General features: G+C 48.3%; 9 protein-coding genes and 1 tRNA gene. 6 read left to right on the top strand and 4 right to left on the bottom strand.

The window, feature by feature from the left end:
* The 4 genes from KQI75_RS05360 (at position 1) to KQI75_RS05345 (ending at position 3,072) form a co-directional block, all read left to right on the top strand.
* Complete coding sequence (locus KQI75_RS05360) at positions 1 to 495, top strand: hypothetical protein (protein WP_216469697.1); 495 nt, start codon at positions 1 to 3, stop codon at positions 493 to 495.
* A 115-nt stretch (positions 496 to 610) separates the two neighbouring features.
* The gene (locus tag KQI75_RS05355; RefSeq protein WP_216469696.1) at positions 611 to 1,456 is read left to right on the top strand and encodes a sigma-E processing peptidase SpoIIGA; all 846 of its coding nucleotides are present in this window, start codon (positions 611 to 613) and stop codon (positions 1,454 to 1,456) included.
* 12 nt (positions 1,457 to 1,468) lie between these two features.
* Positions 1,469 to 2,179, top strand: a complete 711-nt coding sequence (gene sigE / locus KQI75_RS05350; RefSeq protein WP_216469695.1) for an RNA polymerase sporulation sigma factor SigE — start codon at positions 1,469 to 1,471, stop codon at positions 2,177 to 2,179.
* A 164-nt stretch (positions 2,180 to 2,343) separates the two neighbouring features.
* On the top strand, positions 2,344 to 3,072 hold the full coding sequence (locus tag KQI75_RS05345; RefSeq protein WP_216469694.1) for a hypothetical protein: 729 nt from the start codon (positions 2,344 to 2,346) through the stop codon (positions 3,070 to 3,072).
* 88 nt (positions 3,073 to 3,160) lie between these two features.
* Here KQI75_RS05345 and pepF read toward each other — a convergent pair whose 3' ends face one another.
* The 4 genes from pepF to KQI75_RS05325 form a co-directional block, all read right to left on the bottom strand.
* Entirely contained in the window at positions 3,161 to 4,960 is a 1,800-nt protein-coding gene (gene pepF / locus KQI75_RS05340; RefSeq protein ID WP_216469693.1) for an oligoendopeptidase F, read from the bottom strand.
* A gap of 85 nt (positions 4,961 to 5,045) precedes the next feature.
* A complete protein-coding gene (locus tag KQI75_RS05335; RefSeq protein WP_216469692.1) occupies positions 5,046 to 5,552 on the bottom strand; it encodes a DUF6773 family protein in 507 nt (168 codons plus the stop codon).
* 3 nt (positions 5,553 to 5,555) lie between these two features.
* Positions 5,556 to 5,750 carry a helix-turn-helix transcriptional regulator gene (locus KQI75_RS05330; RefSeq protein ID WP_216469691.1) on the bottom strand — a complete coding sequence of 65 codons (195 nt, stop codon included), beginning with the start codon at positions 5,748 to 5,750 and terminating at the stop codon, positions 5,556 to 5,558.
* Positions 5,751 to 5,885: 135 nt separating this feature from the next.
* Positions 5,886 to 7,277: a glycine--tRNA ligase gene (locus tag KQI75_RS05325; protein ID WP_216469690.1), complete on the bottom strand. Its 1,392-nt coding sequence runs from the start codon at positions 7,275 to 7,277 to the stop codon at positions 5,886 to 5,888.
* 132 nt (positions 7,278 to 7,409) lie between these two features.
* Between KQI75_RS05325 and KQI75_RS05320 the strand changes: the two genes are divergently transcribed.
* Positions 7,410 to 7,485: transfer RNA gene (locus KQI75_RS05320), tRNA-Pro, on the top strand.
* 418 nt (positions 7,486 to 7,903) lie between these two features.
* Positions 7,904 to 12,955 (top strand): family 20 glycosylhydrolase, encoded by a 5,052-nt coding sequence (locus KQI75_RS05315; RefSeq protein ID WP_216469689.1) that lies wholly within the window; start codon positions 7,904 to 7,906, stop codon positions 12,953 to 12,955.
* Positions 12,956 to 12,962: the final 7 nt, after the last annotated feature.

Genomic DNA, 12,962 nt, shown 5'->3' with positions numbered 1-12,962 from the left:
ATGAGACGAATCATAAAACAAGGCTTGGTTGTTGCATTGGCTCTGGGGACATTGGGCAGTACCGCATGGGCGAGTGACAAGACGAGCCGATGGGAAGATTTTTGCTACGCGATGCAGGCGGATGTGAATGCGGAAACAATCAAACAAGCACCGCCGCCGGATGTCACGCCGTTTCAGGAGGCGCAGCCCATTGCACCCATGACGCAGATATTTTGCGGGATTCGGATTGTTGATTCGGCAATTTATTGCAATGCCATGATTGGCTTGCCGACGGGGTACACCGGCATATTGCGCGTACAGCTGCAAAACAGCAAGGATGGAGAAAACTGGGAGACACAACATACATGGCTTTGTTCTGACAGCACGGTATCGTATGTGGACTGGATAGCGGGACGGGATCTGCAATACCGTGTGCGGGTTGTGGCAGACGTTTCTAACGCCGCGGGAGAGAAGGTCAAACGGATAGAAAAAGTTTCGTCCTGCGTGTGGGGATAAAACGCAGGACGAAACTGCCAATGACAGGAAAATAATTTTTTTCTGCGGACAAAGACCGCCGCTTTCCGCGCAAGATACCATCTATAATAGCAGATACACGGAGGTGGCTGAGGGGATGCGCGTGGTGTATCTGGATGTGCTGTTCGCGTTGAACTTTGCAATGGATTACTGTATCCTGCGATGTGTCTCGGCGTTGAGCGGCAGACCGGCAGCGGTTTGGCGGTTGAGCCTCGCGGCGGGGCTTGGTGCGTTGTATGCCGGCGGGTGCATCGTGATTCCGGTTCTATCCACACTGCCGGTGCGCATGGCGGCGGGGGCTGTCATGGCGGGAACTGCCTTTTCCATTCGGCAGGTACGCTTGCTGGTGCGGCAGACCTTGCTTCTCCTGCTTGTGGCCTTTGTGTTTGGCGGAGCAGTGACGGCACTGGAACAGATGAGCGGAACGCGCCTGATGCAGGGCGGTGTGCTTGTCGCACAGGTGTCACGGCGGGTGTTGTTCGCTTCAGCGCTGCTGGCATATGGCTTGAGCTGTTTTGTTTTTCGCAATCAGGCGAAAAGCAATCGGCCGCGCGGAGAACGCGTTTCCATCTGCTGCGAGGGAAAACAAGCACAGATTTTTTTGTTGGTGGACAGCGGAAACACGCTGTGTGATCCGATGACGGGAAAACCTGTGCTGCTGCTGACACGGGACGCCGCGATTCGGATTTTACCGGAACAGCAGCGGTTTGTGCCGCGAGAACTTAAACAGGACAATGCTGCCGAGCTGGTGCAGCAAGCACAGCGCAGCGGGCTGACGGGATGGCGGCTCGTGTCATTTCACAGCGTTGGTGGCGGGGGATTGCTGCCATGCTTTCATCCGGATGCCGTCAGACGGGCGAACGGCACGGCATATGACTGCATGACGGCGATTTCTGCGGCGGATATCTGCTCCGGAGAATTTGACGGACTCATTGAACCGTGAAAGGAGAAGGGTATGCGAATTTGGGAAAAGCTGCGGGGAATTTTGTGCCGGCTGGGATTGCTTCCGTCGGAAACAGGTATCTTTTACATTGGAAGCTCGATTGTTTTGCCGCCGCCGCTCACGGCACAACAGGAAGCGGAAGCGGTGCGGGGATTTCAGCAGGGAGATCGAGCCTGCCGAGATCGGCTCATCGAACACAATTTGCGGCTCGTTGTGTACATTGCGCGGAAGTTTGAAAATACCGGCATTCACATGGAAGATTTGATTTCCATTGGAACAATTGGGTTAATCAAAGCGATTGAGACATACAATTTGGAGAAAAAGACCAAATTGGCAACCTATGCTTCGCGGTGCATCGAAAATGAGATTTTGATGCACCTGCGCAAGGTTTCCGGACAGAAAACCGAGGTGTCCTTTGATGAACCGCTGAGCACGGACTGGGATGGAAACGAATTGCTGTTGTCGGACATTCTCGGCACAGAACCCGACTGCGTCATTCGGCCGGTAGAAGACGATGTGGATCGGCAGTTGCTGCATCGGGCACTCAACCGCCTGCCGGAGCGCGAGAAAACCATCATCTGTATGCGGTTCGGCCTGACAGATGGAGAAGAACATACGCAAAAAGAGGTGGCGGATCTGCTCGGCATCTCGCAATCGTATATTTCTCGACTGGAAAAGCGCATTATGAAACGGATGAAAAAGGATATGATGCGGTGGGTGTAAAAATACGCCTTGAGCTTTTGCCTTCTCTGTCTAAATATGTTATCATTATAAACAACACAATCGGTGTTGTGTGATGCATGGGCAGGATAGCTGGAACAGATTAAATGCTCTGCTATGTATATGGCAGAGCATTTTTGGTCTATCCGTATGGGAGGGAAGCATATATGACGGAACTTGAAAAAATTAAACGCGCCAAAATGTATATGGATAAGTTGGCGAACGGAATCAATCCCCTTGATGACACCGTGGTGCCGGATGAAGATATTGTCAATCAAGTTCGCCTATCAAGATGCTTCTTTTTTGTATCTGATGTGCTGCGACAAGTGATTGAAAACGGTGGAACGAAGCCGAACACAGTTGGTAAGAACTATCCCAAACTGCCGTTGAAAGTTTCGTTAGAGCAAAGAAATCGGTTTGTTTATTCGGAAATACCGATTACAGCCAGTGAAATTGCAAAGCGAGTGAACGCTCTGGTGAATGAGGAAAATAGGCAAAAGCTCACATACGATGATATTTCTGCGTGGCTTATTGAAATTGGAATGCTGGAATTTACGTCTGCACTGGACGGAGAGCGCACAAGGCGACCGACAGAAAGCGGCATAAAAAATGGAATTTCCATAGAAGAACGAACGGGTAATGCCGGCATCTATCATGTAGTTGTTTACAATACAGCGGCACAACATTTTATGATAGACAATCTGGACGCCATTCTGGCTGTCAAACATGAGCGAGCAGAAATGCGGGGAGCTCCGTGGACAAAGGAACAAGATGATTGTTTGATTGCTCTGTATGAAAAGTCACTGCCAATGAGTGAAATTGCTATGGCACTAAAGCGGAGCATATCAGCTGTGCGGAGCAGATTAAAAAGATTGGGCGCTCTTGACGCACAGTGAAGGCTAGAAATAAAATATTTTATACATATAAAAATCTCCCGCACACCGGAAATCCAGTGTGCGGGAGATTCTGCTTTATCAGAGAAGTTTACTCCTCCATCAGTTGTTCCATTTCGGTAATCAGCTCATCAAACAGCTGCAGGGCATCATGAATCGGTGCAGTCGATGCCATATCAACACCGGCGCCGCGCAGCAGAGAAATCGGGTCGGTTGAGCAGCCGCCGGACAGAAAATGAATATAGTCCTTGACTGCCGGAGCACCTTCTTTGAGAATGCGGCGGGACAGCGCGATAGCGGCAGAGTAACCGGTCGCATACTGATACACATAATAATCGTAGTAGAAATGCGGAATGCGTGCCCATTCCAGATCAATTTCCTTGTCGATGACAATATCATCTCCAAAGTACTGATGATTCAGCTCGTGATACAGGGCATTGAGGGATTCCGCTGTCAGGCTTTCACCGCGCTCGTTGCGGCGGTTGATTTCCAGTTCGAACTCTGCAAACATGGTCTGACGATACAGCGTTGTGCGGAACTGCTCCAAGAAGTAGTTGATGAGATACGCACGGCGCTTTTTGTCCTCGGTTGTCTTGAGTAAGTGCTGCATGAGCAGAGCTTCGTTGCAGGTCGAGGCAACTTCAGCGACAAAGATGCTGTAATTGGAATAGGCAATCGGCTGATGCTTGTTGGACAGATACGAATGAATCGCATGACCCATTTCGTGTGCCAGCGTAAACATGCTGTCCAGTGTGCCCGAATAATTGAGCAGGACATACGGATGCTTGCGCAGACCGGCAGAATATGCGCCGGAGCATTTGCCGACGTTCTCATAAACATCAATCCAGCGATTGTCAAAGCCTTCCTTGAGAATCGCACGATAGTCATCACCCATACAAGCGAGGGCGTCATATACCGTCTGTTTGGCTTCTTCATAAGGAATATTGACATCCACATCGCTGACAATCGGCGTGTACAGATCATACATGTGCAGTTCATCGACACCAAGCAGCTTACGGCGCAAATCGACATAGCGATACATCGGCGCCATGTTTTCGTGTACCGCAGAAATCAGATTGGTGTATACTTCGGTCGGCACATAGTTTCCGTCCAACGATGCCTGCAGCGTAGAATCATACTTGCGGGCATCGGCATAGAACTTTAATTGCTTGACCTGTGCGGAGAGCAGCGCAGCGGCTGTGTTGCGGAACTGACCGTACACGCTGTACAGCGATGCAAACGCAGATTTGCGCAAAACACGGTCAGCGCTGTGCATGAGCGGAATATAAGTGCCGTGCGTGACCGGATGAGAATTGCCGTCCTTGTCGGTTGCTGACGGAAATTTCAAATCGGCATCGGCAAAGACAGAATAGACGCTGTCCGGTGCTTGTGACATCTCTCCGGCGGCAGCGAGCAGCTTTTCCTCGGCATCCGAGAGAATATGTGCGCGCTTGCTGCGGATGCGGGTCAGAGCCAGACGGTAGGTTTCCAATGCCGGTTCTTCTTGATAAAACTGCTCCAGCTTGTCATCTGGAATGGCAAGCAGTTCCGGTGTTTCAAAAGAGCTTGCCGCATCGACAGCGACCATGGCGCTCATTGCCTGCGAAGTCATGCCCTGATACAGAGAATTGGCAGTGTCCTCATCGCTTCTGCGCTGGGCATAGCCGTACAGGGCATCAAATAACACGCTAATGTCATCGCCGAGCTGCAAAAATTCCAATAATTTCTGTGCGCTGTCGCCCAGATGGCCTTTGTAGGCTGCGAGCTGTGCCGGCAGGGCACGGGCTTTTTCCAAATCTGCTTTCCATACATCGTTGTTTGCATAGACATCTTCCAATGCCCAAGTATATTTCGGGTCCGCTTCGCTGCGGACAGGAATTTTCTTTTCCATCGCGTTTTTGCCTCCTGTGAGAAATTTACTTTCAAACAACTTTAGTATAGCATGGTTGCCGGAAATTTAACAGGAAAATATGAGATTATTCATCCTCATCCTCATCCTCATCCTCTTCGCACGCTTCGTCTAAGCGCGCATTGCGTTTGTTGCATATGTGAGCGGTGACAGACAACAAAGCAAAAGTCAGAATAAACGTAAAGAAGGCGGCAATCAGGGCGCATAAGTACATCAGCGCAGGAGAATTGACAAAATAGCCGTTTTTTGTGTAAACGAGCAGCGTAAAGACAAAGATACAGACAGCGCCAATCATGCTCATCAAGGCATTACTTTTCGGGTTGGGCTTGAGACGCCAATCCCACAAGCCGCGGCGAATACAGCAACATTCCATATATATGCTGAGGGCAAGCAGCAGAATCGTGGTGCAGCCGATCAATATACCGGAGGCGTTGGTGAGAATTTCCAACAGCAGCAAGGCTAAAATGCCAAAGTATGCAAGCCAAAAACCACGGTGTTCAATTTGGTACATCTGCTGTCTCTGACGCTCGTCAAGAGCAATCGGGGGGAGTAAACGGATATTTTTTCTTTTCATAGGTTATACCTCCCAAAATAAATCGTCCAAAGTTTTATCCAATGCTTTGCAAATGGCAATGCACAAACGAATGGTTGGATTGTAGTCGCCTTTTTCAATGGCGTTGATTGTCTGGCGGGAGACGCCGACCAGCTCTGCCAGCGCCTGCTGAGACAGATCTTTTCCGGCACGCGCTGCCTTCAGCCGCAGATTTTTCATGGACTGCCCTCCTTCTGTCTTTCTGTACTTGCAGTATATGCTATACACGATAAAATGTCAAGTATATTTTACATGACATGCAAAAGAAAAGCCGTCCTGCGAACAGGACAGCTTTTCGGACATAGCAGAATTTGATTAGAATTCGCACTTCTTTGCGATGTAATCCTTGACCTCCGCGATCGGCAGACGAATCTGCTCCATGGTGTCGCGGTCACGGATGGTTACACAGCCGTCGGTTTCGGTCTCGAAGTCAACGGTGATGCACAGCGGCGTGCCAATCTCATCTTCACGGCGATAGCGCTTGCCGATGGAACCAGCTTCATCGTAATCAATCATGAAGTGCTTGGACAGCTCTTCATATACCGGCATAGCCTGATCATGCAGCTTCTTGGACAGCGGCAGAACAGCAGCCTTGTACGGAGCCAGAGCCGGATGCAGACGCAGAACCACGCGGACATCATCCTTGCCCTTCTTGTCCTGACCGACAACTTCCTCGTCGTATGCGTCGCACAGGAATGCCAGAGCAACACGGTCAGCACCCAGAGACGGCTCGATAACATATGGGATGTACTTCTCGCCGGCTTCCTGATCGAAGTATTCCATAGAAACACCGGAGGTGTTCTGATGCTGGGTCAGGTCGAAGTCGGTACGGTCAGCGATGCCCCACAGCTCGCCCCAGCCAAACGGGAACAGGAACTCAATGTCCGTGGTAGCATTGGAGTAATGAGACAGCTCTTCCTGCTCATGGTCACGCAGACGCATGTTTTCTTCCTTGATGCCGAGGCTGAGCAGGAAGTTCTTGCAGGTGTCCTTCCAGTACTTGAACCATTCCAGATCGGTGCCCGGCTTGCAGAAGAATTCCAGCTCCATCTGCTCAAACTCACGGGTACGGAAGGTGAAGTTGCCCGGGGTAATCTCGTTACGGAAGGACTTGCCAACCTGTGCCACGCCAAACGGAATCTTGCGGCGGGTGGTGCGCTGTACATTCTGGAAGTTTACGAAGATACCCTGTGCGGTCTCCGGACGCAGGTACAGCTCGTTCTTTGCGTTCTCAGTAACACCCTGGAAGGTCTTGAACATCAGGTTGAACTGACGAATATCGGTAAAGTTATGACCACCGCAGTTCGGGCAGGCGATCTGCTTTTCGTCGATGTAATCGCGCATCTGCTGGTTGCTCCAGCCAGCCGGATTTTCGCCGGTAGCGTCCTCGATCAGCTGGTCAGCGCGGTGACGGGTGTGACAGTCCTTGCAGTCCATCAGCGGGTCAGAGAAGCCGCCGACATGGCCGGAAGCAACCCAAGTCATCGGGTTCATCAGGATAGCGGAATCCAGACCGACATTGTACGGGGACTCCTGTACGAACTTCTTTCTCCAAGCGTTCTTGACGTTATTCTTGAATTCGACACCAAGCGGACCGTAATCCCAGGTGTTAGCAAGACCGCCGTAGATCTCGGAGCCGCTGTAAACGAAGCCGCGGCCCTTGCACAGGGCAACGATCTTGTCCATTGTCTTTTCGGTGTTGTTCATAATTTCTACTCCTTATAGGCGCATATGGCTTATGCACACAAAAAATTTAGTCAAAAAATCTTGACTATGCTCTTATTATAGCGTATACTAATTAAATGTCAAGACATTGTATTGACGAGACAACTTGAATATCCGGGTGTAGCGCAGATGGTAGCGCGCCTGCTTTGGGAGCAGGATGCCGCAGGTTCGACTCCTGTCACTCGGACCAAATGACCTCTTGTATGAAATGGCGTGCAAGAGGTTTTCTTTTTACGATAAGTTAGTTGAAGACAATTTGCAAAATGGCGGTAAAATTTCTCCGTGGGGGATTGTTGAGATAAAAAATAACTTTATGGGCAGAAAAATGAAGATATCTTCATTTTTTAAGCAGAATATGCCGATATGGCGCGAGAGAAAGGGCAGACATGTGCGCATATGACTATTGACATTTTCCGTCTGCATTTCTATAATGATAATGTGTTTATAGATGGAATCGCGCGTGTGTTTCAAGAAAAAACGATAAATTTTGTGATTTTGAAATGAAATAGCGCGAAAAAGGGAGACGTGTTGAAAATTCCCGGCATACAGCTATCAAACGGTTGTTTCCGGTTTATTGAATATAAAACACCTATTAAGGAGGTAGACGAATGAAAAAGATCAAGCGTGCCTTATCGCTTGTCCTTGTGTTCTGCATGCTGTGCACCATGACGGTCACGGGCTTTGCGGCGGACACAACGAGCGGAGGGCAGACGGACTTCATGAAGGTCGTCCATCTTGATGCCGGCAGAAAGTATTTCAGCGTTGACAGTATCAAGAAGATCATTGACAACGCTTCTGCAGATGGATATAACTATCTGGAATTGGGCGTGGGCAATGACGGACTGCGCTTCCTGCTGGAGGATATGTCTGTAACAGTAGAAGACGAGACCTATTCCAGCGATGACGTCAAGTCTGGCATTCAGCAAGGCAACAAGAACTATTATGATGCAGGTACCAATGAGCTGACGCAGAACGAGATGGACGAGATTATCTCTTATGCTAAGGATCAGGGCATCTCGATTATTCCGCTCATCAACTCCCCAGGTCATATGGATGCCATCATTGATTGCATGGAGTCTCTGGGCATGAAAGATGTCGCGTATAATCATTCTGCACGCACCATTGATGTCACAAAGACAACTGCGGTTTCCTTTACACAGGCACTCATTCAGAAGTATGTAAAGTATTTTGCCGATAATGGCTGTGAGTACTTTAATATGGGCGCAGATGAGTATGCGAATGACATATACGAGAAGTTTGACGGCATGGGCTTTGGTTACCTGCAGTCTAATGGACAATATGGTAGCTTTGTTACCTATGTAAATCAGATGGCAACCATGATTAAGAACGCAGGCATGACGCCGATGGCATTCAACGATGGTATCTATTATGATAAGGATACATCGAATGGTACATTTAACAAAGATATCTTGGTTTCCTATTGGTCAAAAGGTTGGGGTAGCTATTCTCTGGCAAGTGCATCGTTTTTGGCTGGCAAGGGATTCAAAATTCTGAACACCAATGACGCTTGGTATTATGTACTGGGACGTCAGGCTGGAAACCGCAGTGGATACACCATTGCAACTGCGAAAAATGGTGTGCAGAACACCAAGTATAATGATGTGCCGGGCGACAATGACCCAACACCGGTTGGCTCGATGATTTGTGTTTGGTGCGATACGCCGAGTGCATCGTACAATTCCACGGAAGAAGCGAACATTGCGGATTTGATGAAGACATTTGCCACCAACAATCCGGAGGTATTTGCGTCTTCCAATTCCGACAGCTCCAAGCCGAACAAGGCACCAGCTGCTCCTGTTGATAAGACCATTACTGTTCCGGTTGGCGGAACGGTAACAGAAACCGTAAGCGGCAATTATTCGGACGTAAAGACTGCGGACGAAGGCATTGCAACGGTAGAGGCTAAGTATACAAAGACCGAGGCATCCAGTGTTTCGTATAACGCAAAGGCAAGCGTATCGGAAGCTAACGGATATAAAGATGGATATACAGAAGGCAATCAATCCTATCCGTCAAGTAATCTTATTGATAACGATTCAAGCACATTTTGTTGGTATCCTACCGCACAGTCTGCGGGCGCGTACATGCAGGTTGACCTTGGTACAGCAATCCCGTTTGATGCGGTTCGCTTGACAACTCCTTCGAAGGCAGGAAGCGATGTTTGTACGAACGCTGATGTAAAGGTTTCTGCAGATGGAAGCACTTGGACAACGATTGGCTCTTACACTGGTGTAGCAGGAAAACAGGAAATCTTTACGAACACAGTTGATACTGTGCGTTATATTAAGGTTGAACTGACCCAAAGTGCGAAAAGTTGGTGGAAGTTGGCTGAAATCGAGTGGGGCAATGTCGATGCATCCAACAACTTTACCCGCATGGCATCCAGCGGCACTGTGACGCAGGAAGCATCCGGACAGACCACGCTCACCTTCAACGGTGTAGCGGCTGGCAAAACCACCGCTCAGGTCGGCGATGCAACGTATACTGTAAATGTTGTGGGAGATGCACCGAGCAACGCACCGGATGCAAATCCCATCTATCTGGAATACTGGATTACGAACCGTCAAGTTTATGAGAATAGCAATAACAAAAATTCCTACTACCAAGCAATCACGACAAAAACAAATAATGTAACTACCGAAGCTGGCGTAGATGTTTCTAAACTTGCTCCGACTGAGGGATATGCTCAGGAGACTGGCTGGAACACGAAATTATACTACTGGCAGACCATGCGTCTGGATAGTAATCATAAACAGACTACAGATGAAAAAGTTGATCAAACTGCTAACGGCACAACGCTGACGCATATCCGCTATTGGCACAACGCTTGGCAGTATCAGACCTCGGACGGCACATGGTATTCCTTAGAGAGTGGTGACCAGCTGGTAGCGTATTATCTGCAAAAGACAAATGTTACCAAGGAGATTACTACCTATGCCAAGGACTGGGGCTATTCTACAAGTAAAACAACTGACAATTCATCTGGTGGTAAGGGACAGGTAGCTCTGACGGTTGCCGTTGTTTATCCGGACGGCACAGTTTCTCCGGCAGAGAGTGGCATGTATTCGAAGTCCACGACTATCTTTAACTATTGGGGTGATCGAGACATCGGCATTGTCGCACCGATCAATAACAGTGACTATGATATTTCAAAAATCACGGTGACAGATGGTAAACGTGATGAAAATACAGACCAAAACGTATGGTATAGCAGCGATTCCATCACATGGAATAAGACGACCAATGACGCAGGTTCTAAGTGGTATGATGAAAAAACCGTTTGGGACGAAACCACGAATGCAGGAACAACGCCAATGGTAAACGGTGCAAAAGGAGCAAGCACTGAAAAGGGTATTATATGGTCTGCAAAAAACACGGCAAAGCTGGTTCTGATTTATCTGAAGCCGGTTCAGAAGGAAACCAATCTGAACGTTGTTTATTGGGATGACAGCATTGACGCGCAGATCAATAAGAATGATATTCAGATCGTTATGCCGGGCGAGAATGCTACCTATACAAACGAGCTGAAAAACGGTAACGGACAGGTTATCGGCAATAAGACAGAATGGAACAGCAACGACAAGAACAGTGCGGATTACTTGCCGGATGATGCATACGTTACAAACAGCTCGAATAAACAACAGACCTTTAACAAGGATATTACGCTGCTGCCGAACGTAGATACCAAGTATCAAACCGGTCTGTATGAGTATCAAAAGGCGGATATTTCTAAAGATGGTAAGACACTGACCCTGCATTACGCAGTTGACAACAGCAAGGTTCAAGCGAAATATGTTGTTGACTTTGGCAAGCCGGTCAACGTGCCGATTGGAGATATTCTCACCGGCGATGCTGCTCAAAAGACCATTGATAAAATGACGTTTAAAGCTGAGTATGGCGATGCAACAGTTACACCCGGACAGGATAACTCGATTACCTTTACGCCTACCAGCATTATGAAAATGCCGATTATCGTAACTGCGACGATTACGTTTAAGGATGGTTCTCAGGTTTCTCCGAAGATTGCCTTCATTCCGGCTTCCAACGTCATGTACGAAGAAAGCTTCGTAAAGCTGGGAGACAATTCCGACTGGAAGGCAACCGGCAAGGCTGAAAACGAAACGCAGGCAACCGAGAAACTCGAAACGGAAGGCATCCACGGCTATGATAAATCCTACAAAGCGGATTCCAAGTTCAGCAACGGCTCGGCTTATCGGGCAAAGCTCACACTGAGCAAAAACGATGGCGGAATTGTCACAACACAGGATAAGGCAACATTTACCTTTACCGGAACAGGCTTTGATCTGATTTCTGAGTGCGGTGCGGATACGGGTATGCTTTGGACTGTCATCAAAAACAGCGAAGGCAACACTGTTAAGACCTATCTGGTAGATACCTACTTTACCGGTGATAACGCCGGTGATGACGAAGGAATTATTTCCGGTATAGGTATTCTGGATTATCAGGTTCCGGTTGTACGCTGCACAGATTTAACACGCGATACGTACACGGTTGAAGTTTATGGTTGGTTGACTGATGGTTCGGGTGTTGTAGCAAAGACTGCCGAAGAAACGACCGAAAACGGCGAAGTCAGCGAACAGACCATTGCTGAAGTGCTGGACGATATGAGCGTCAAAAATGTAGATGCTTCCGAAGTAGAAGCAACCTGCATGGATGACAACAGCGTTCTGCTGGGCGGCACCGGCGTAGAAGAGACCGCAGCAAAGAGCAGAAGTGCTCGCGCAACTGCAGCAACAAGTGCAAACGTTTACATTGACGGCGTTCGCGTATACAATACGCTGAGTGAGAACAATGGCGCAAATAAATACACGAAATCCGAACAGAACGTCAAGTACGAATCGGTTTACGACTTCGTAAAGAATAGCGTAGATGTAAGCGGCAATGAAGCTGCAGCTGTATATGTTGAATATGACGGCGGACAGGATATTTGGAATATTGCGGATTACAAGCAGCAGGGACCGGAAAACGAAGTATATCTGATGCCTAATTCGGCGATTGCTTTTGCACTCAACGACTATACGGAAGGCGATACGGTTCAGATTGCAGCAAAGGCTATCAATGGTAATGTGGCTTGTGCAGGCTTAGGAAAAACAGATACACTTTCTACATCGACAGAAATGTATTATAATGTCGATGTAATCACGGATGACAATGGTTCGTATGTGCAGATTTCAAATGATTCAAGCACTGGTATTTTAGCTCTCAGCGAAATCAAGGTTTCCAAGAATATTACGGCAATTGCAGATCCTGAGTTACAGACAACGGTTCTTGATAAATTGAACCATAAGGCAGACTTTGTGCCGGAAACATTGACCGCTTCTGCACCGAAGACATTTACGCAGGATACAGTTGCAACGCTTTCGGTCAAGGCGTCTGCGTCCGATGTTGATAAGGTTTACTATTATCTTGATGATAAGAAAGACGAACCTAATGAATTGACAGCGAACAATAAGAGAGCTGTAAGTCGCGGAAAATCGAAGGTATACACGTACAGAGAACTGATCAATGCAGATGATGAAGCATTGTCACTTGGAGAGCATACGTATTCTGTCTACGCGGTAAGCAAGGACGGAAAGCAGAGCGATCCGGTTGTGGTAACAGTTAGGATTACGAAGTAAGAAAGGA

Origin of the sequence: Butyricicoccus intestinisimiae (assembly GCF_018918345.1) — a bacterium.
GTDB classification, from domain to species: domain Bacteria; phylum Bacillota; class Clostridia; order Oscillospirales; family Butyricicoccaceae; genus Butyricicoccus_A; species Butyricicoccus_A intestinisimiae.
This window is presented reverse-complemented; position numbering and strand designations above follow the sequence as displayed.

What these genes read in the sequence shown, in the direction of transcription:
- KQI75_RS05345 (WP_216469694.1), top strand. Translation starts at nt 2,344, where the DNA reads ATGACGGAACTTGAAAAAATTAAACGCGCCAAAATGTATATGGATAAG.
- pepF (WP_216469693.1), bottom strand. Translation starts at nt 4,960, where the DNA reads ATGGAAAAGAAAATTCCTGTCCGCAGCGAAGCGGACCCGAAATATACT.
- KQI75_RS05355 (WP_216469696.1), top strand. Translation starts at nt 611, where the DNA reads ATGCGCGTGGTGTATCTGGATGTGCTGTTCGCGTTGAACTTTGCAATG.
- sigE (WP_216469695.1), top strand. Translation starts at nt 1,469, where the DNA reads ATGCGAATTTGGGAAAAGCTGCGGGGAATTTTGTGCCGGCTGGGATTG.
- KQI75_RS05330 (WP_216469691.1), bottom strand. Translation starts at nt 5,750, where the DNA reads ATGAAAAATCTGCGGCTGAAGGCAGCGCGTGCCGGAAAAGATCTGTCT.
- KQI75_RS05315 (WP_216469689.1), top strand. Translation starts at nt 7,904, where the DNA reads ATGAAAAAGATCAAGCGTGCCTTATCGCTTGTCCTTGTGTTCTGCATG.
- KQI75_RS05325 (WP_216469690.1), bottom strand. Translation starts at nt 7,277, where the DNA reads ATGAACAACACCGAAAAGACAATGGACAAGATCGTTGCCCTGTGCAAG.
- KQI75_RS05360 (WP_216469697.1), top strand. Translation starts at nt 1, where the DNA reads ATGAGACGAATCATAAAACAAGGCTTGGTTGTTGCATTGGCTCTGGGG.
- KQI75_RS05335 (WP_216469692.1), bottom strand. Translation starts at nt 5,552, where the DNA reads ATGAAAAGAAAAAATATCCGTTTACTCCCCCCGATTGCTCTTGACGAG.